Genomic DNA, 17,367 nt, shown 5'->3' on the forward strand with positions numbered 1-17,367 from the left:
ACTCGCTGCTCACCGCCGAAACCATCCCGTCTCGTCCGACCCGACGAAGCCGTCGATTTCGAGCACCGGCAGCAACGCCCGCACCCGGGCCACCGGAAGCCCCGACTCCTCCGACAACTCCCGGGTCCCCCGGGTGCCGCTGCCCGGCAGCGCCTCGTACACCGCCGCCGCGTCGTCGGTGAGCGCGTCGAGGGCGCGCACCGCTCCGCCGCCGGCACCTTCGCCATCTGCGACACCGATCGGGCCGGCCTCCTCCACGACGTCCTTCGCGCTCGCGACCAAGCGGGCCTCCCCCTCCCGGATCATCCGGTGGCATCCGGTCGAAGCCGCCGACGTCACCGGACCGGGCACCGCCAGCACCGGACGCCCCAGCCGTCGGCCCCACGTCGCGGTGTTCCGCGCGCCGCTGCGCCAGCCTGCCTCGACCACCACGACGCCGTCGGACAGACCCGCCACCAACCGATTCCGGGCCAGGAACCGATACCGTGCCGGGGTCGTGCCGGGCGGATACTCACTGATCACCGCGCCGTCCCGCGCGATCTGCTGCAGCAGACGCCCGTGCCCGGCGGGATAGGCCCGGTCCACCCCGCAGGCCAGGACCGCGACCGTGAGACCACCCGCCCCGAGCGCCGCGCGGTGCGCGGCCGCATCGATCCCGAACGCCGCACCCGACACCACCGTCCACCCGTCGGCCGCGAGATCGCCGACGATCTCCGCGGTCACGTGCTCGCCGTACGAACTCGCCGCCCGGGTACCCACGACCGCGACCGACCGGGCCACCAACTCGTCGAGCGGCCGATCCCCCAGCACCCACAGCGCCAGCGGGCCACCGTCGTCGCGGCCGTCGCCGAGCGCGTCGAACGCCAGCAGCCGCCAGCGCGGCCACTCGTCGTCGTCGGGCGTCACCAGACGGCCGCTCATCGCCGCGAGCAGATCCAGATCCCGGGCCGCGGTGTCGATGTGCGCCCGCGCCGACGTCCGCCGATCCAGGAAACTCGACAGATCCCGCTCCCGCACCGCCCGCGCCGCGTCGACCGGACCGACCGCCGCGACCAGTTGCGCGAGCGGCGGGCACGACCCCTGCACCACCTTCGACAGGTACGCCCACGCCGCCAACCGCGGATCGTGCCCGCTCATGCCACCCCTCGATCCCGGAACTCGAGCGCCGTCGACACCTGATCTCGACCCGGCGAATCCAGGCCCGCGAGGTCACCGAGGGTCCATGCCACGCGCAGCGCACGGTCCGCGCCGCGAGCGGTGACCGCGCCCTGGCGGAGCGCCTTCTCGAGCGGCACGAGCGCCTCGCGTGGCAGCCGGAACCGTTGCCGCAGCGCCGGGCCCGGCACCTCCGCGTTGGTCCGCCACCCGTAGGACCGCCACCGCTCGCCGGCCGCGGCCCGGGCTGCGGCAACCCGGCCGCGCACCTCATCGGTGGTCTCGCCGACCTCGTCCATCAACGCTCCCGTCGCCACGGACTTCATGCGGATCCGCAGGTCGACCCGGTCCAGCAGCGGACCGGACAGCCGCCCCAGGTAGCGGCGCCGGACCGTGGGCGCGCACACGCAGTCCACCTCCCGCGCCGGTGCGCACGGGCACGGGTTCGCGGCGAGCACCAACTGGAACCGCGCCGGGTAGCGCGCGACCCCGTCCCGTCTGGCGATGCGCACCTCCCCGTCCTCCAACGGCGTCCGCAGGGCCTCGAGCGCCTTGGTCCCCATCTCGGCGCACTCGTCCAGGAACAGGATTCCGCGGTGGGCGCGACTGACCGCACCCGGTCTCGCCATCCCGCTGCCACCGCCGACCAGCGCACTCACCGACGACGTGTGGTGCGGCGCGATGAACGGCGGCTCGGTGATGAGCGGGCATTCCGAGGTGAGCAGCCCGGCCACGGAGTGAATTGCCGTGACCTCCAAGGCCTCCGGCTCGGTCAGCGCCGGCAGAACACCCGGCAGTCGCTGCGCGAGCATGGTCTTCCCGATTCCGGGCGGGCCGGTGAGCATCAGATGGTGGGCGCCGGCGGCGGCGACCTCGATCGCCCACCGCGCCTCGGCCTGCCCCACGACCTCGCTGAGATCGGCGCGCGACGCCGCGGCCCCGGGGTCGAACGGCGCGGGTTCGGACAACATCCCCTTGCCCTGCAGCCACAGCGTGACCGCCGTGAGATGGTCGGCACCGAGAACCTCGATTCCGTCGACCAGTCCGGCCTCCGCGAGCGCCTCGACCGGGACCACCACCGTCGACCATCCGGCGTTCTTCGCCGCCAGCACCGCGGGCAGCACGCCGCGGACCGTGCGCAGCCGGCCGTCGAGCGCCAACTCACCCAACAGCACCGTCTTCGCGAGGCGCGCCCGCGGAACCTGCCGGGCGGCGTCGAGCACCGCACACGCCAGCGCGAGATCGTAGACGCTGCCGACCTTCGGCAGCGTCGCCGGCGACAGTGCCAGCGTCACCCGCGACTCGGGCCACTTCTCGCCGGAGTTGGTGACCGCCGCCCGCACCCGATCCCGCGACTCCTGCAGCGCCGTGTCGGGCAACCCCACCAGATGCACCCCGGGCAGTCCGCGGCCGATGTCCGCCTCGATCTCCACGATCTGCCCGTCGACTCCGCTCACCGCGACCGAGTGGGCACGCCCGAGCGCCATCAGAACACCGCCACCAGGTGTGTGACCTCGGGTTCCCGATGCCGATCCACGAGCACCGACACCACATCGAATCGCACGTTCGGCCAGTGCCGCTCGGACGCGGACAGCCAGCGCTGGGCCAGCATCCGGATCCGCCGCTGCTTCGGATACGTCACCGCCTCGGCCGGACTCCCGAATCCCAGTCCCGACCGGGTCTTCACTTCCACGAACACGACGGTGTCGCCGTCCACGGCCACCAGGTCCAGTTCGCCGTGACGGCACCGCCAGTTCCGGTCCAGGATCTGCAGCCCCGCGTCCGTCAGTACGCGGGCTGCCAGTTCTTCCCCCATCGCGCCCAGCGCGAGATTGCGTCCCATCCGGGCTTCCCCCTCACCCGGCCGGAACCTCCCGCCGGTGACGAGGACTGTGCCCGCCGCGGATCGGACAGGCCGAACCGCGAGCAGGGAAAAAGATTGCCCTGTGGATGGCCGCGGAGCTGTGGACAACCACCCTCCGAAGACACGAGGACCGCGCACCCCGAAAGCGTGCGCGGTCCTCGGAAACGCGACCGATCAGCCCAGACCGTTGTCCGGCAGACGCAGGTCCGACTTCTCCAACTCCTCGATGTTCACGTCCTTGAACGTGATCACCCGCACGTACTTCACGAAGCGAGCAGGCCGGTACATGTCCCACACCCAGGCGTCGGACATCCGCACCTCGAAGTAGATCTCGCCGTCCGCGCTGTGCGGCAGCAGCTCCACGGAGTTCGCGAGATAGAACCGGCGCTCGGTCTCCACGACGTACGAGAACTGACCGACGATGTCCCGGTACTCGCGGTACAGCGACAGTTCCATCTCGGTTTCGTACTTCTCGAGATCCTCGGCACTCATCGGCCTCGACGTCCTCCTGCGTTGTTGTGAAAACTCATCATCTCGCACCTACCCCGCAGACCCGAATCCGCGCCGCCCCGCCGACTCGAACTCGCGGCTCGCCGCGGAATCGAACTCGCGGCTCGCCGCGGAATCGAACTCGCGGCTCGCCGCGGCCACATTCGCGTACGACATCCGGTGCTCACGACTCGGCCCCAGTTCGTGGAGCGCGGCCGTGTGGACCGCGGTGCTGTAGCCCTTGTGCCCGGCGAAACCGTACCCGGGCAGTTTCTCGTCCATCGCGATCATCGTCCGATCCCGAGTGACCTTCGCGAGCACGCTCGCGGCCGCGATGCACGCGGCAGCGGCGTCACCACCGATCACCGGAAGCGACGGAGCCGGCAGTCCCGGCACCCGGAATCCGTCGGTGAGGACGTAGCCGGGGGGCACCGACAGTCCGGCGACTGCCCGCCGCATGCCCTCGATGTTCGCGACGTGGACCCCGATCCGATCGATCTCGTCGGCGGGGATCTCGACGACACTCCACGCGACCGCGAGCCGCTTGATCACCGGGAACAGCTCCTCGCGTGCCTTCTCGGTGAGCTTCTTCGAATCGTCCAGCCCGGCCAGGGCCGCCTGCGGCCTGGCCCCGAGCACGCACGCTGCGACGACCAGCGGTCCCGCACAGGCGCCGCGGCCGGCCTCGTCCACGCCGGCTACGGGCCCCAGACCGCAGCGCACCAGTGCAGACTCCATGGTCCGCAAGCCGGATGCTCTGCGAATGACGGTTCTCGGTGGCCAGGTACTCACTGCTGCTGAATGTCGGGGGACGAGATCTTGCCCCAGCGTGACGGCGGCAGCACGATGAACGTCGCCTTGCCGATCACGTTGTCGATCGGAATGGTGCCCTGGAGTTCGTCGGAGACGTGGTAGCGCGAGTCCGACGAGTTGCTGCGGTTGTCGCCCATCATCCACAGGTTGCCCTCGGGGACGGTGACGGGACCGAAGCAGCGCGCCGACTTCACCGCGGTGTCGCAGGTCTGCACGCCCGGGGTGAACGGGAAGTCCATGGTGATGTACGGCTCGTCGAGCGGCTTGCCGTCGACCAGGACGCGGCCCTGGTCGTCACAGCACTCGACGGTCTGACCGCCGGTGGCGATGACACGCTTCACGAGATCATTCTCGTCCGGCGGGACGAGTCCGACCAGGGATCCGAGTTCCTGAGCGCCGCGGACGACGGGGTTCGACGAACGCGTCGACTCGTACCTCTCCGACCACGAATCGGTACCGCGGAACACGATGACGTCGCCGGGTTCCGGGTCACCGAAGTGGTAGCTGATCTTCTCCACGACGATGCGGTCGCCGGTACAACCCGGACAGCCGTGCAGGGTGGGTTCCATCGACTCGGACGGAATGAGATACACCCGCGCGATGAACGTCTGCAGCAGGAAACTCAGCACCAACGCGACGAGGATGAGGATCGGTATCTCGCGCCAGAACGAGCGAGGCTTCTTCTCCTTGCGTCGATGCCGGCGCTTCTCTGCGCCCTCGCCATCGTGCGCGTCCGACGTCACGGCCGGGTCCTGCGGTGCATCTGCCACTGAGACAGATTAGCCCGACACCGCGTGAAAGCGGTGCCGGGCCAACCGAAGTAGCTCAGAGCGTCGAGGCTCAGCGCTTTTCCTTGATCTTCGCAGCCTTGCCGCGCAGGTCGCGCAGGTAGTACAGCTTGGCGCGACGGACGTCACCGCGGGTGACGACCTCGATCTGGGCCAGGTTGGGGCTGTGGACCGGGAAGGTGCGCTCGACACCGACGCCGAACGAGATCTTGCGGACGGTGAAGGTCTCGCGAACGCCGCCGCCCTGGCGGCGGATCACGACGCCCTTGAAGACCTGCACGCGCTCCTTCGAGCCCTCGATGACCTTGACGTGCACGTTCAGGGTGTCACCGGCGCGGAACTCCGGAATGTCGTTGCGGAGGGACTTGGCGTCCAGGAAATCCAAGGTGTTCATGGTTGTTCCATCCTTGCGTTAATCGCAGGAGCAGAGGAACCGAGCGGCCGTGGCTCGACTGGTTCGTGCTCAGATCAAGTTGAGTCGCCTTCGCCAGGCAACCCGACCATTGTGCCAGACGCCGCACCATGCGCGGAAATCGGCGCCGGTGCCGGTTGCACGGTGCGCTCGAGCTCCGCCTCGGTGGCCGTCAACGCATGCTCGACACTCGGTTTACCTGCGACAAGGTCCTGCACGTAGATCTTTGCGCGGATCATCGGGCGCCGGAATCGCTTCTCACGCTCGAGCGCGCGCTGCATCCGGCGGGGTTTCGCCGTGTATCGCCATCTCGCCCACGGCGCGCCGGGCCGGCTCAGCCGGATCGCACCGACCAACAGGATCGGAAACACGAACAGCCCGACGAGGCCGGTCCAGATCTTGCCCTTGAGAATGACGATCGCGGCGAGGGCGAGGTTGACGATCACGAGAGCCACGATGGTGGCCCGGACCGCGATGTGCGGATCCTCGCGCCACTCGGTGAGATCGAGCAGTTCGAGTGGCTGGAACCCGAGCAGCAGCAACCCGGTCACCGCGAGCGCGACGAAGACCGCGTCCACCGACGCCCTGCCCTGGTCGGACCAGTACACGTCCTTGAGATAGAAGATGAGGGCGAATTCGTCGAGGACGAGGGCCGCGCCGATCCCGAAGAACGTGGCGATCACCGCACCGGTCGCCTGCGTCGCACTCTCGTACACCGCGATGAGCGCGACGCCCGAGGCGAACATCGTCACCACCCCGAAGACGACGTGATGGATGTGCTGCCCGCCCGGGGTGATGTTCCCGGGCCACCACCGCACCTCCGCGCGGATCATCCGGACACTGATCCGGATGAAGAGGAACGCGAGCAGGAACCCGAGGAGGAAGAACAGCAACGGGAGCCGCCCGTTGGCGATGATCTCCCGTTCGAGCCAGTGCCGCATCAGGACGGGACCGGGCCACGGACTATGCAGCGGAACCCGATGTGGCAGGTGGAGGTCTCCTCGGTCTCACCCTGTCGGGCCGCCGGACGGTAGCGCAGGCAGTAGTTGGGGGCGCACAGGTGCGATCCGCCCTTGATCACCCGGCGCGGGTACACCTCGCCGTCCCGCGCCTCGCCCACCTCGACGCGTGGGTTGCGCGGGATGCAGCACGACGACGCGGGAGCGACATTCCTGCCGGACGCGCTGTGGTCGGCGGTGTGGAAGTCGGTGGTCCACTCCCACACGTTGCCGGCCATGTCGTCGAGGCCGTAGCCGTTGGGCCGGAAACTGCCGACCGGCGACGTTCCGACGAACCCGTCCTCCACGAGGTTCTCCCACGGAAACTGCCCCTGCCACGTGTTGGCCTGATGCTTGCCGCCCGGCGTGAACTCGTCGCCCCACACGTACGTCGCGCGGTCGAGTCCGCCACGCGCCGCGAACTCCCATTCGGCCTCGGTCGCCAGCTCCTTGCCCGCCCACCGCGCGTACGCGAGCGCGTCGGTGTACGAAACATGCGTGACGGGGTGCCGCTCGCGGCCCCCGACGTTGCTGCCGGGGCCTTCCGGATGACGCCAGTCCGCGCCGGGCACCCACGACCACCACTGCTGGTAGTTGTCGAGCGAGACCGGACGGTCCGGCGGGGTGAACACGAGCGAGCCGGGAACGAGCAGCGCCGGGTCGGCATCGGGGTAGTCGGCGGGATCGGGCGCGATCTCGGCGGTCGTGACGTGACCGGTGGCCTTCACGAAACGTCTGAACTCGGCGACCGTCACCTGGTGGGTGTCCATCCAGAAGCCGTCGACGCTCACCTGGTGGACCGGACGCTCCTCCGGATAGAAGTCCTCGGAGCCCATCCAGAACGTTCCTCCGGGGACCCAGACCATGTTCTTCGGCGCACGGGAGGAATCGGTGGGTACTGACGCGATCGGCTGCATGGACGATGAGCTTTCCATCTGTTCGGCCACCACGAAAGCCGGAGTCGCATCCGGCGATTCACCCACAACGGGTGGTGCCGCGGCGGCTCTCCACTGCCAGCATTCGAGGATGGGTACCGCTATCGGGGACGTGCTCCCCCTCGCCGTCGGCGTCGCGATCAGTCCGATACCGATCATCGCGACCATCCTCATGCTGCTCACCCCTCGTGCGGGAAGCACCGCGACGTCCTTCCTCGCGGGCTGGATCCTGGGGATCGCGGTGGCGTACGTCCTGTTCATCGTGGTCGGCAGCACGATGGACCTGTCGTCGAACTCGGACGGCAATGCCGTGACCGCGACCATCCGGATCGTTCTCGGCGTCGTGCTGCTGGGTCTGTCGGTGAAACAGTGGCGCGGGCGACCGGCCCCCGGCGAGGAACCGTCGATGCCGGGGTGGCTCGCCGCAATCGACACGGTGACACCCGTGAAGGCGCTCGGGCTCGGCTTCGCGCTGGCAGCGATCAACCCGAAGAACCTGTTGATGATCGTCGGTGCCGCGGTCGCGGTGTCCCAGCTCGACGCCTCCGCCGGCACGATCGTCGTGGCGGGCGTCGTGTTCACCGTGCTCGCGGCGTGCACGGTGGCCGTCCCGGTCATCGGCTACTTCACGATGCGCGAGCGCGCGACCTCGTGGCTGAACGACCTGAAGACATGGTTGACCGCCAACAACGCCGCCGTGATGGCGGTACTGCTGCTGGTGATCGGCGTGATGCTGATCGGCAAGGGCATCGGCGGCTACTGATCTGCCGCGCTGTCGTCGTCCCCGGACGGCGACGGCGCCCCGGGACCTCGGTCCCGGGGCGCCGTCGGTGCGTCGCTACTTGCCGAAGCCGGCCTTGCGCAGCGCGTCGGCCATCGAGCCGCCCGCGGGGCGCTGCTCGGGGCGGCGGTCCCGGCCATGGCCGCCGCGACCCTGCCCACCCTGGCGCTGACCACCCTGGCGTTGACCACCCTTGTCCTGGCCGCCCTTGTCCTGGCCGCCCTGACGTCGACCGTCGGGGCGCTGCCCACCGCGCGGCCCGTTGGCGGCACCGACCTCGTCGTCGAGTCGCAACGTCAGTCCGATCCGCTGGCGGTCGACGTCGACCTCGAGCACCTTGACCTTGACGACGTCGCCGGACTTGACGACCTCACGCGGGTCGCTGACGAACGTGCGCGACATCGCGGACACGTGCACCAGCCCGTCCTGGTGGACGCCCACGTCGACGAACGCACCGAACGCGGCGACGTTGGTGACGACGCCCTCGAGCACCATGCCGGGCTTCAGGTGCGCGACCTTCTCGATACCGGCGGCGAACGTGGCCGTCTTGAACTCCGGGCGCGGGTCGCGGCCCGGCTTGTCGAGTTCGGCGATGATGTCGGTGACGGTCGGCAGACCGAACTTCTCGTCGACGAAGTCGGCTGGCCGCAGCTTCTGCAGGACGGCGGTGTTGCCGATCAGCTCGCCCACTCCCGACCCGGAGGTCTGCACGATCCGGCGCACCACCGGGTACGCCTCGGGGTGCACGCTGGACGCGTCGAGCGGGTCGTCGCCGTTCGGGATCCGCAGGAAGCCGGCGCACTGCTCGAACGCCTTCGGCCCGAGTCGCGGCACGTCCTTGAGCCCCCTGCGGTTGCGGAACGGGCCGTTCTGGTCGCGGAACGCCACGATGCTCTCGGCGAGCGAACCGGCGATGCCCGAGACCCGCGACAGCAGCGGCACCGATGCAGTGTTGACGTCCACGCCGACCGCGTTGACGGCGTCCTCGACGACCGCGCCCAGCGAGCGGGCGAGCATCGTCTCGGACACATCGTGCTGGTACTGCCCGACGCCGATCGACTTGGGGTCGATCTTCACCAGCTCGGCCAGCGGATCCTGCAGACGCCGCGCGATCGACACCGCACCGCGAATCGAGACGTCCAGGTCGGGCAGCTCCTGCGACCCGTACGCCGACGCCGAGTACACCGACGCGCCGGCCTCGGACACCATGACCTTCGTCAGGCCCGCCTCGGGGAACTTCGAGATCAGTTCGGCGGCAAGCGCATCCGTCTCGCGCGACGCCGTGCCGTTGCCGATCGCGACCAGTTCGACGCCGTGTTTGGCGGCGAGTGCGGCCAGCGTCGCGAGCGACTGGTCCCACTTGTTGTGCGGCTGGTGCGGGTAGATGGTGTCGTGCGCGACGACCTTGCCGGTGGCGTCGACGACCGCGACCTTGGTCCCGGTGCGGAAGCCGGGGTCCAGACCCATCGTCGCGCGCGTGCCGGCAGGCGCCGCCAGCAGCAGGTCCTTGAGGTTGGCCGCGAACACGTCGACGGCGTCCTTCTCGGCGGACTGACGCAGCCGCATCCGGGTGTCGATGCCGAGGGTGATCAGCATTTTCGTCTTCCACGCCCAGCGGACGGTGTCGAGCAGCCAGCGGTCGGCCGGCCGGCCGCGGTCGGCGATCTCGAACCGGGACGCGATCCGGCCCTCGTAGACGCTGGTCTCCCCCGGCTCCAGCGGTTCCCGATCCGACGCGAGCGTCAGCGACAGGATCTCTTCCTTCTCGCCGCGGAACATCGCGAGGATGCGGTGCGACGGCACCTTCTCGAACGGCTCCGAGAACTCGAAGTAGTCGGCGAACTTGGCGCCCTCGGCCTCCTTGCCCTTGCGGACCGACGACTCGACCTGCCCGCGGGTCCACATCAGCTCGCGCAGCTCACCGACGAGGTCGGCGTCCTCCGCGAACCGCTCGACGAGGATCGCCCGGGCACCCTCGAGCTGCTCGGCGTCGTACCGGGCGGGATCGACCGTCGGGTCACCGATCAGCGCATCGGCCACCGGCTCGTGTCCGGCCTCGCGCGCGATCTGCGCCTTGGTGCGCCGCTTGGGCTTGTACGGCAGGTAGATGTCCTCGAGCCGCGCCTTGGTGTCGGCCAGCATGATCTGCTGTTCGAGTGCCGCGTCGAGCTTGTCCTGAGAGCGGATCGATTCCAGGATCGCGACCCGCCGGTCGTCGAGTTCACGCAGGTAACGCAGCCGTTCCTCGAGTTGACGCAGCTGCGCGTCGTCGAGGCCGCCGGTGACCTCCTTGCGGTACCGGGCGATGAACGGAACCGTGGCCCCGCCGTCCAGGAGGTCGACGGCCGCGGCGACCTGACCCTCCCGTACGTCGAGCTCTTCGGCGATGCGCTGGTTCACGGATTTGAGAGCAGTCGTCACGGCGTACGACCCTACCGCGACCGGACGACGAAACCCGGGCGAGCGCTGCTCCCCGGCTCGGTGCCGGGACCCGCACGGCCGGTCGACCGTCCGTGCGGGATCCACGTCAGTCTCCGACGACCGTGCGGTACATCTTGATCCCGTCGCCGTCGTCGGGCGCGGTGACCAGTTCGAAACGGCCGTCCACCATGTGCGCGAAGGCGGGATTGCGGGTCAGGACGTGTCGACCCTCCGAGAACTGTTGCAGCGGAGTCTCCTTGACGATTCGACGGTCCGCGAGGTCGACGAGCGCAAGTCCGCCGATCTCGTACTTGGCGCCGTCCGGGCTGCCCGGCATGCCCGGCACGGTGGCGATACCCGTGCACAGCGCCCGACCGTCGGCGACGTACTGGCAGCCCTGGTAGTCGATGAAGTCACCGGGGTTGTTCCACGTGGCCAGTTCCTTGCCGTTCTCGTCCCATTCGTAGAAGACACGGCTACCCCAGTTCACGCCCACGACGACCGAACGGCTGGCGTCCCAGACGACGCCTCCGATGCTGTCGGCGATCGCGAACTTCTCCTGCACCTCGTAGGTGTCCACGTCGACGGTGTACATCGTGGTGGCACTGTGCGGCCGGTACTCGGTCAACGCCACCCAGAGCCGTTCCCCGTCGTAGCCGAATCCGCTCGGGTGGTACTCGTCGCCCTCGCCGAGCGCGATGTCCTCGACGAGGTTGCCATCCAGATCGGTGACGAACAGGTGCCCCTTCCCCTTGCCGACGGTGCGGTCGTACCCGTCCTGCGGTGTCGGGTACTTCGTGGTCGGTTCGATGATCTCGACGGAACTGAGGAAGATCCGGTCGCCGAGGACCATCATGCCCTGAGGGTGGAAGGTGTCGAAGGAGAACGTCGGCCCGGCAGTGGTCTGCCAGTTCGTGCTGCGGGAGAAGCCCTCGATCTCGGTGAGCAGCGCGGAGTCCCCAGCTGTCGCGGCCGCGGCCGGTGTCGACTCGGCGGCGGTGGCGTCGCTGTTCGAGCATCCGGTGAGTGTGAGCGCCGCGACGGCGAGAACGGCACCCTTCCGAATAGTCAGATTCGTACGATTAATCCGTTTCACGCGAAGGAACGCTAGGAGTGCCCGGTGACCGGACTGCGACCGGCAGACGGCACGCGAGCATGGCCCGGATGAACGCCGGTCGTCGAGCGCGGTCGTCACGGTCAGAGCACCCACCGCTAGCCTGTCCGAGGCGTCGGTCATGAGCCCGGCGAACGGATCGCAGGAGGAACCGGTGGCAGGACGGGTGCGACGCCTGGGCGGCGCGTGCCTCGCGGTGGGCGTGCTCGCCTCGTGCGCGGCGCAGACGACGGGCGATGCCGTCCCCGACAGCCGACATGCCGACGTTCAAGTGGTCGCGACCGACTCCGGCCCGGCGCCCACCACGCTCGAGGGCCGGATCGGCAAGGCGGTGGCCGACGCCGCCGACCGGGGTGCCGATCTCACCCTGGCACTACTGGACCGGCAGCAGAACCGCTATGTCGCCTTCGCCGACACCGTGCCGTTCGCGACCGCATCCGTCGCGAAGCTGTTCATCGCCGACGACCTCCTCTACCGCGAGTCCACCGCCGAACTGGACCTGTCCGAGGACGAGCACGCTCTCGTCGCGCGGATGCTCGAGGATTCCGACGACGACGCGGCGAACGAACTGTGGAACCAGTACGGCGCGTCCGAACTCGTCCAGGACGTCGTGTCCCGATACGGACTGCCGACGACGTCGGTGCCGTACGACGACAACTGGTGGAACACCGAGACCACAGCCGCCGATCTGGTCGGCTACTACGCGGCCTTGCTCGACGGCCACGGTGGGCTCGACACCCCGCACCGCGACGAGTTGCTCGGCTACCTGCGCAACTCGCACCCGATCGCGGCGGACGGCTACGACCAGCGGTTCGGGATCCCCGACGGCCTGCCCGACGAGACCGTGAAGGCCGTCAAGCAGGGCTGGATGTGTTGCGTGGACGATCGCTGGACCCACCTGTCCACCGGGATCGTCGGCGCCGACGACCGCTTCGTGCTGGTGCTGCTGTCGCGTGAGGATCTGGACTACGGCGACGAGGACGTCGACTACTACCCGGACACCTCGCTGACCGCCGCCGTCGACGATCTCAGCGCCGCACACGCGCGCGAGACGATCACCGAGGCCACCCGAACCTTGTTCCCGCAGAGTCGGCTCGACTAGTCGCCGCACGCCGCCCCGACGAGATCGTCCGCGGCGATCACCTCGCGGGCGACACGCTCCCCGGACCGCACCGCTCCGTCGACCCACCCGCACATCACCGCCGAACTCTCGGTGCCCGCCCAGTGGATGCGCCCGCACGACGCGCGCAGTGCGGGACCGAATTCGGTGAGCACCCCGGTCGGGGCGTGGCTGAGCATCCCGCCGCCCGAGTACCGCTCGGTGGTCCAGTCCTGCTCGACGTAGTCGATCGGCGCCCCGGCCGGAGGCCCGAACCGCTCGGTGAGGGCGGCGAGGACGGCGCTGCGCCGGTCCGCGGCGGGCATCCGGCCGAGCGCCCGGGCCTGCGGCCCCTCCACGATGACGCACATGATGCCCGGCCGGGCGGCATCGGTGCCCGCGTCGATCGTGACCATGGCCGCCGAACCGGGCGCCGCGGACTGCCCCGACAAGCCGTCGGCGCGCCAGAACGGTTCGTCGTAGAGCACCGCGACCTTGCGGATCGATCCGCTCGGCATCCGCTGATGCAGGAGGGATCGATCGACCGGCAGCGACGGTTCGTAACGGATCTGCCCCGCGATCGCCAGGGGCACCGCGACGATCGCCCGGCGGGCCCGCACCGTCACCTGGTCACCGCGAACCGTCACGCCGTCCGCGTCCTGTTCGATCGCCCGCACGGGATGCGACAGATGTACCGTGCGCCCCAGTTCGGCCGCCATCGGGCGGTAGATCGCGCCCATACCGCCCACCGGACGGGCGTCCTGCGCGGCGTCCTTCACCCCGAGCACGAAGCCCGGTCCGCCACCGGATGCCATCTGGTACAGCACGAACAGGAACGAGACCTCCGAGGCGGCCGACGTGTAGCAGCCCGCGATCGCCATCTCGAGCAGTTCGTGGGCCGGCTTGGACATCACGTTGTCGTCGAGCCACTTCGCGAGACTGATCCGGTCCCATTCCGCGGCGCGTTTCGCTTCCCAAGGCGCATCCAGCGGTATCGATTTGCACAGTTCGCCGAGTTCGAGGAAGACCGCGCCCAGATTCGCGACGGCCCACGGGCTCATCGTCATCGGGACGGTGCCCTGGTAGCGATACTTCTTGCCGTCGACCATCATCATCGCGTCGCCGTCGGTGTACTGCCGGTAGCTCGGTACGCCGAACTCGCTCATCAACGCGTGGATCCGGTCCTGTCCGGGACCGATCCACGCCCCGCCGCGATCGATCCACACACCGTCGTCGCGGGTCTCGGTGAAGGTCCGGCCGCCGAGCCGATCGCGCGCCTCGAGCACCGCGACGGAGCGTCCCGCCTGTTTCAGGCGCAGCGCCGCGGTCAACCCCGCAAATCCGGCCCCCACGACGCAATAGTCGACATCAGTCATTGCCGGTCACCTCGAGTTCATGCCTACTCGCGGGCACCTCGACGGGTCAATGACGTTCGGGTGGGCCCCGAAGAACGATCAGGACACGATCAGGAAAGGAGGTCGGGCCGACGCTCGGCCGTGCGCTGCAGTGACTGCGCCTGACGCCAGGCCGCGACCTTGGCGTGATCGCCGGACAGCAGCACCGGGGGGACGTCGAGTCCGCGCCAGCTCACCGGACGCGTGTAGCTCGGCCCCTCGAGCAGGCCGTCGGAGAACGAATCCTCTTGGTGCGACTGCTGATTGCCGAGAACGCCGGGCAGCAACCGGACCACCGCCTCGACCATGACGAGGACGGCGGCCTCGCCGCCGATCAGGACGTAGTCGCCGATCGAGACCTCTTCGACACGCACCCGCCGGGCCGCGTCGTCGAACACCCGCTGATCGATGCCCTCGTACCGGCCGCACGCGAACACCAGGTGCTTCTCCTCCGCCCACCGGTGCGCAGTGGCCTGGGTGAACGGCACACCGGCGGGAGTGGGGACGACAAGCAGGGCCTCGGAGTCGGGTTCACCGTCGTCGTCGGTGAGGACCTCGTCGAGAGCGTCGCCCCACACGGTCGGCTTCATGACCATGCCGGGCCCGCCGCCGTACGGGGAATCGTCGACGGCCTTGTGCACGTCGTGGGTCCAGCGTCGCAGGTCGTGGACGCCGACGGAGATGAGTCCCTTGTCGATCGCCTTGCCGAGCAGCGCGGCGCGCAACGGCTCGAGGTACTCGGGAAAGATCGTGACTACGTCGAGACGCACGGCGGTTCGGTCACTCCTCGTTTCGGCTGTCGCCGAAGTCGGGATCGATCAGGCCCTCCGGCGGGTCGATCTCGATGATGCCGTCGGCGATCGAGATCGTCGGCACGATCGCGGTGACGAACGGGACCAACAGCTCGCCCGACGTCTGCCCTTCCGGGCGAATGGACAGCAACTCGCCTGCGGCGGAATGCAATACCTCGATCACGGTGCCCACCGGCGTGCCGGCATCGGGGCGTCCGGCGGCGATCCGCACGGCCAGGCCCTCGAGCTCGTGATCGTAGAACTCGTCCGGATCGTCGGACGGGGTGAGGTCGGCGGCGTCGATCAGGAACAGCGTGCCGCGCAACTCGTCCGCGGCGGTGCGGTCGCCGACACCGTGCAGGCGCAGCAGAAGCCGCCCGGAATGCTCCCGGGCGGCTTCCACCGTGAAGGTGCGCAGCTTCTGCTCGCGCGGCTTGCGGCCACGCAGTTCGGCGCCGACGGCGAACCGCTCGCCGGGTTCGTCGGTGCGAACCTCGACGACCAGCTCTCCCTTGATGCCGTGCGACTTGGCGACGCGGCCTACGACGAGCTCCACAGCCGTACTACTGATCGGTGTCGACGACGTCGACGCGGATCCCACGGCCCCCGATACCGGAGACCAGGGTCCGCAGTGCGGTCGCGGTACGACCACCGCGACCGATCACCTTACCGAGATCGTCGGGGTGCACATGCACCTCGACGGTGCGTCCCCGACGCCCCGTGATCAGCTCGACGCGAACGTCGTCGGGGTTGGCGACGATCCCACGGACGAGATGCTCCACGGCGTCGGCGACAACGGCGCTCATTACTCGGCAGCCTCGGTGGACTCGGCGGCAGGAGCCTCAGCCTCTGCAGCCTCTTCCTTGGCGGCCTTCTTCTTCTTCGGGGTGATGGCCTCGGAAACCGGCTCGTTCTCGGCCTGCGCCAGCGCAGCCTGGAACAGCTCGAGCTTGGACGGCTTGGCTTCCTTGGTCTTCAGGGTGCCCTCGGCGCCCGGCAGGCCCTTGAACTTCTGCCAGTCACCGGTGATCTTCAGCAGGTTCTCGACCGGCTCGGTCGGCTGCGCGCCGACACCCAGCCAGTACTGAGCGCGCTCGGAATCGATCTCGATCAGCGAGGGCTCTTCCTTGGGGTGGTACTTGCCGATGGTCTCGATCGCACGGCCGTTGCGGCGGGTGCGAGAGTCCGCGACGATGATCCGGTACTGCGGGTTGCGGATCTTGCCGAGGCGGGTGAGCTTGATCTTGACAGCCACTGCTGCGTATCTCCTTCAGTGCGCACACCAGTGCACACGTGTCACGTGCAATTCGGCGACCTGCCAGGGTGGCGGGTCCGGTTTTGCCTCTCTCCTGTGACCGTCGCGCGGTGCGTAACCGGAAGCGACGAACAGCGGTTCATTCTGCCAGATGCGGGCGGGTGAGCGAAATGCGGCCCGGCAGAGGCCGCAGACGGGCGCGCTGCGGGTGACGAGCGCCACCGGGCACCCCTACGGGGAGGCCCCCCACCTCGGGTACCGTCGATGTGTGGCCAGAACCGTTCGAAATCGACGCCCCGCACTGATCGTGCTGGTGATCGTCGCGGCTGCCGGATGCCTCGCGCTCGGCTGGTGGCAGTGGACCCGATTCGAAGCGGTCGGCGGCAACGGCCAGAACCTCGGCTACGCCTTCCAGTGGCCGCTGTTCGCGGCATTCGTCGTCTACGCGTACCGCCGCTTCGTCCAACTCGAGGACGGCGGCGCCGAGGCCGCCGCGAAGGCCGCCGCGGACGAACCGACCGACGTCCCCGAAGGGCTGCTGCCCGAGCGCCCTAAGGTGCAGGCGTCGTCCGACGACCTCGACGATCCCGAGTCTCGGCAGATGCTCGAGTACAACGATTACCTCGCCGGGCTCTCTGCTCGCGAGCCCGATAGGAGCGACAAGTGAGCGGCGGCCCCAACGAGACCACCCCACAACAGACCACCGCGCCCGCGCCGGCCACCCCCGAGCAGGGCAACAAGAAGATCGCCGGAGCACTCCTGCGCTACCGGGTGCTCGCGTACGCGACCGGCATCTGGCTGCTCGTGCTCACCGCCGAGATGGTCGCGAAGTACATCTTCAGCGTCGACAACCTGCCGACCTGGATCGCGATCGTGCACGGCTGGGTGTACTTCGTGTACCTGATCCTCACCATGGACCTCGCGGTGAAGGTCCGCTGGCCCGCGAGCCGCACGATCGGCACCCTCCTGGCCGGCACCGTCCCGTTCCTGTCGTTCTTCGTCGAGCACAAGCGGACCGTCCAGGTCAAGCGCGACTTCGGAGTCTGATTCCACCCGCA

20 protein-coding genes are annotated in these 17,367 nt (G+C 69.0%); 4 read left to right on the top strand and 16 right to left on the bottom strand.

What is annotated here, in order from left to right; all coding sequences use genetic code 11:
- Window positions 1–9: 9 nt before the first annotated feature.
- From dprA to AC1RIF_RS07530, 9 genes are all read right to left on the bottom strand, one after another.
- Window positions 10–1,137, bottom strand: coding sequence for a DNA-processing protein DprA (gene dprA / locus AC1RIF_RS07490; RefSeq protein ID WP_492600722.1), 1,128 nt, complete (start codon window positions 1,135–1,137; stop codon window positions 10–12).
- Window positions 1,134–2,642, bottom strand: coding sequence for a YifB family Mg chelatase-like AAA ATPase (locus AC1RIF_RS07495; RefSeq protein WP_492600723.1), 1,509 nt, complete (start codon window positions 2,640–2,642; stop codon window positions 1,134–1,136). The genes dprA and AC1RIF_RS07495 overlap by 4 nt, the downstream gene beginning before the upstream one ends.
- Window positions 2,642–2,998 (bottom strand): YraN family protein, encoded by a 357-nt coding sequence (locus AC1RIF_RS07500; RefSeq protein ID WP_492600724.1) that lies wholly within the window; start codon window positions 2,996–2,998, stop codon window positions 2,642–2,644. The genes AC1RIF_RS07495 and AC1RIF_RS07500 overlap by 1 nt, the downstream gene beginning before the upstream one ends.
- Before the next feature lie 195 nt (window positions 2,999–3,193).
- Window positions 3,194–3,511: a DUF2469 domain-containing protein gene (locus AC1RIF_RS07505; RefSeq protein ID WP_005513927.1), complete on the bottom strand. Its 318-nt coding sequence runs from the start codon at window positions 3,509–3,511 to the stop codon at window positions 3,194–3,196.
- Window positions 3,512–3,559: 48 nt separating this feature from the next.
- The gene (locus tag AC1RIF_RS07510) at window positions 3,560–4,246 is read right to left on the bottom strand and encodes a ribonuclease HII (protein WP_492600725.1); all 687 of its coding nucleotides are present in this window, start codon (window positions 4,244–4,246) and stop codon (window positions 3,560–3,562) included.
- A gap of 50 nt (window positions 4,247–4,296) precedes the next feature.
- On the bottom strand, window positions 4,297–5,064 hold the full coding sequence (gene lepB, locus AC1RIF_RS07515; RefSeq protein ID WP_492600804.1) for a signal peptidase I: 768 nt from the start codon (window positions 5,062–5,064) through the stop codon (window positions 4,297–4,299).
- A gap of 97 nt (window positions 5,065–5,161) precedes the next feature.
- Window positions 5,162–5,503 carry a 50S ribosomal protein L19 gene (gene rplS / locus AC1RIF_RS07520; RefSeq protein ID WP_031939962.1) on the bottom strand — a complete coding sequence of 114 codons (342 nt, stop codon included), beginning with the start codon at window positions 5,501–5,503 and terminating at the stop codon, window positions 5,162–5,164.
- A gap of 74 nt (window positions 5,504–5,577) precedes the next feature.
- Window positions 5,578–6,462 carry a hypothetical protein gene (locus AC1RIF_RS07525; RefSeq protein ID WP_492600726.1) on the bottom strand — a complete coding sequence of 295 codons (885 nt, stop codon included), beginning with the start codon at window positions 6,460–6,462 and terminating at the stop codon, window positions 5,578–5,580.
- On the bottom strand, window positions 6,462–7,436 hold the full coding sequence (locus AC1RIF_RS07530; RefSeq protein ID WP_492600805.1) for a formylglycine-generating enzyme family protein: 975 nt from the start codon (window positions 7,434–7,436) through the stop codon (window positions 6,462–6,464). Before AC1RIF_RS07530 ends, AC1RIF_RS07525 begins: the two co-directional genes overlap by 1 nt.
- Before the next feature lie 109 nt (window positions 7,437–7,545).
- Here AC1RIF_RS07530 and AC1RIF_RS07535 point away from each other — a divergent pair, with 109 nt between their 5' ends.
- Entirely contained in the window at window positions 7,546–8,217 is a 672-nt protein-coding gene (locus AC1RIF_RS07535) for a GAP family protein (RefSeq protein ID WP_492600727.1), read from the top strand.
- 75 nt (window positions 8,218–8,292) lie between these two features.
- Here AC1RIF_RS07535 and AC1RIF_RS07540 read toward each other — a convergent pair whose 3' ends face one another.
- Entirely contained in the window at window positions 8,293–10,656 is a 2,364-nt protein-coding gene (locus AC1RIF_RS07540; RefSeq protein WP_492600728.1) for a Tex family protein, read from the bottom strand.
- Window positions 10,657–10,762: 106 nt separating this feature from the next.
- Complete coding sequence (locus tag AC1RIF_RS07545; RefSeq protein WP_492600729.1) at window positions 10,763–11,752, bottom strand: DUF6454 family protein; 990 nt, start codon at window positions 11,750–11,752, stop codon at window positions 10,763–10,765.
- Between the two features lie 139 nt (window positions 11,753–11,891).
- Here AC1RIF_RS07545 and AC1RIF_RS07550 point away from each other — a divergent pair, with 139 nt between their 5' ends.
- Window positions 11,892–12,872, top strand: coding sequence for a serine hydrolase (locus AC1RIF_RS07550; RefSeq protein WP_492600730.1), 981 nt, complete (start codon window positions 11,892–11,894; stop codon window positions 12,870–12,872).
- On the opposite strand, the gene AC1RIF_RS07555 is transcribed toward AC1RIF_RS07550, so the two are convergent.
- The 5 genes from AC1RIF_RS07555 to rpsP all read right to left on the bottom strand — a co-directional run bounded on the left by AC1RIF_RS07555 (window position 12,869) and on the right by rpsP (window position 16,309).
- Window positions 12,869–14,245: a flavin monoamine oxidase family protein gene (locus AC1RIF_RS07555; protein ID WP_492600731.1), complete on the bottom strand. Its 1,377-nt coding sequence runs from the start codon at window positions 14,243–14,245 to the stop codon at window positions 12,869–12,871. The genes AC1RIF_RS07550 and AC1RIF_RS07555 overlap by 4 nt on opposite strands.
- Window positions 14,246–14,334: 89 nt before the next feature.
- Window positions 14,335–15,033 carry a tRNA (guanosine(37)-N1)-methyltransferase TrmD gene (trmD, locus tag AC1RIF_RS07560; RefSeq protein WP_492600732.1) on the bottom strand — a complete coding sequence of 233 codons (699 nt, stop codon included), beginning with the start codon at window positions 15,031–15,033 and terminating at the stop codon, window positions 14,335–14,337.
- A 10-nt stretch (window positions 15,034–15,043) separates the two neighbouring features.
- Complete coding sequence (rimM, locus tag AC1RIF_RS07565; protein WP_492600733.1) at window positions 15,044–15,610, bottom strand: ribosome maturation factor RimM; 567 nt, start codon at window positions 15,608–15,610, stop codon at window positions 15,044–15,046.
- Between the two features lie 7 nt (window positions 15,611–15,617).
- Entirely contained in the window at window positions 15,618–15,860 is a 243-nt protein-coding gene (locus tag AC1RIF_RS07570) for an RNA-binding protein (protein ID WP_003939023.1), read from the bottom strand.
- Window positions 15,860–16,309, bottom strand: coding sequence for a 30S ribosomal protein S16 (gene rpsP, locus AC1RIF_RS07575; RefSeq protein ID WP_492600734.1), 450 nt, complete (start codon window positions 16,307–16,309; stop codon window positions 15,860–15,862). Before rpsP ends, AC1RIF_RS07570 begins: the two co-directional genes overlap by 1 nt.
- Before the next feature lie 268 nt (window positions 16,310–16,577).
- Here rpsP and AC1RIF_RS07580 point away from each other — a divergent pair, with 268 nt between their 5' ends.
- Window positions 16,578–16,976 (top strand): transcriptional regulator, encoded by a 399-nt coding sequence (locus AC1RIF_RS07580; RefSeq protein WP_492600735.1) that lies wholly within the window; start codon window positions 16,578–16,580, stop codon window positions 16,974–16,976.
- Entirely contained in the window at window positions 16,973–17,356 is a 384-nt protein-coding gene (locus tag AC1RIF_RS07585) for a DUF3817 domain-containing protein (RefSeq protein ID WP_492600736.1), read from the top strand. Before AC1RIF_RS07580 ends, AC1RIF_RS07585 begins: the two co-directional genes overlap by 4 nt.
- Window positions 17,357–17,367: the final 11 nt, after the last annotated feature.

The organism is Prescottella sp. GW823-FHT02E09 (assembly GCF_058797375.1).

Coding starts and splice junctions, on each gene's coding strand:
- dprA (WP_492600722.1), bottom strand. CDS start 1,137: ATGAGCGGGCACGATCCGCGGTTGGCGGCGTGGGCGTACCTGTCGAAG.
- AC1RIF_RS07495 (WP_492600723.1), bottom strand. CDS start 2,642: ATGGCGCTCGGGCGTGCCCACTCGGTCGCGGTGAGCGGAGTCGACGGG.
- AC1RIF_RS07500 (WP_492600724.1), bottom strand. CDS start 2,998: ATGGGACGCAATCTCGCGCTGGGCGCGATGGGGGAAGAACTGGCAGCC.
- AC1RIF_RS07505 (WP_005513927.1), bottom strand. CDS start 3,511: ATGAGTGCCGAGGATCTCGAGAAGTACGAAACCGAGATGGAACTGTCG.
- AC1RIF_RS07510 (WP_492600725.1), bottom strand. CDS start 4,246: ATGGAGTCTGCACTGGTGCGCTGCGGTCTGGGGCCCGTAGCCGGCGTG.
- rplS (WP_031939962.1), bottom strand. CDS start 5,503: ATGAACACCTTGGATTTCCTGGACGCCAAGTCCCTCCGCAACGACATT.
- AC1RIF_RS07525 (WP_492600726.1), bottom strand. CDS start 6,462: ATGCGGCACTGGCTCGAACGGGAGATCATCGCCAACGGGCGGCTCCCG.
- AC1RIF_RS07530 (WP_492600805.1), bottom strand. CDS start 7,436: ATGCAGCCGATCGCGTCAGTACCCACCGATTCCTCCCGTGCGCCGAAG.
- AC1RIF_RS07535 (WP_492600727.1), top strand. CDS start 7,546: ATGGGTACCGCTATCGGGGACGTGCTCCCCCTCGCCGTCGGCGTCGCG.
- AC1RIF_RS07550 (WP_492600730.1), top strand. CDS start 11,892: ATGAGCCCGGCGAACGGATCGCAGGAGGAACCGGTGGCAGGACGGGTG.
- AC1RIF_RS07555 (WP_492600731.1), bottom strand. CDS start 14,245: ATGACTGATGTCGACTATTGCGTCGTGGGGGCCGGATTTGCGGGGTTG.
- AC1RIF_RS07570 (WP_003939023.1), bottom strand. CDS start 15,860: ATGAGCGCCGTTGTCGCCGACGCCGTGGAGCATCTCGTCCGTGGGATC.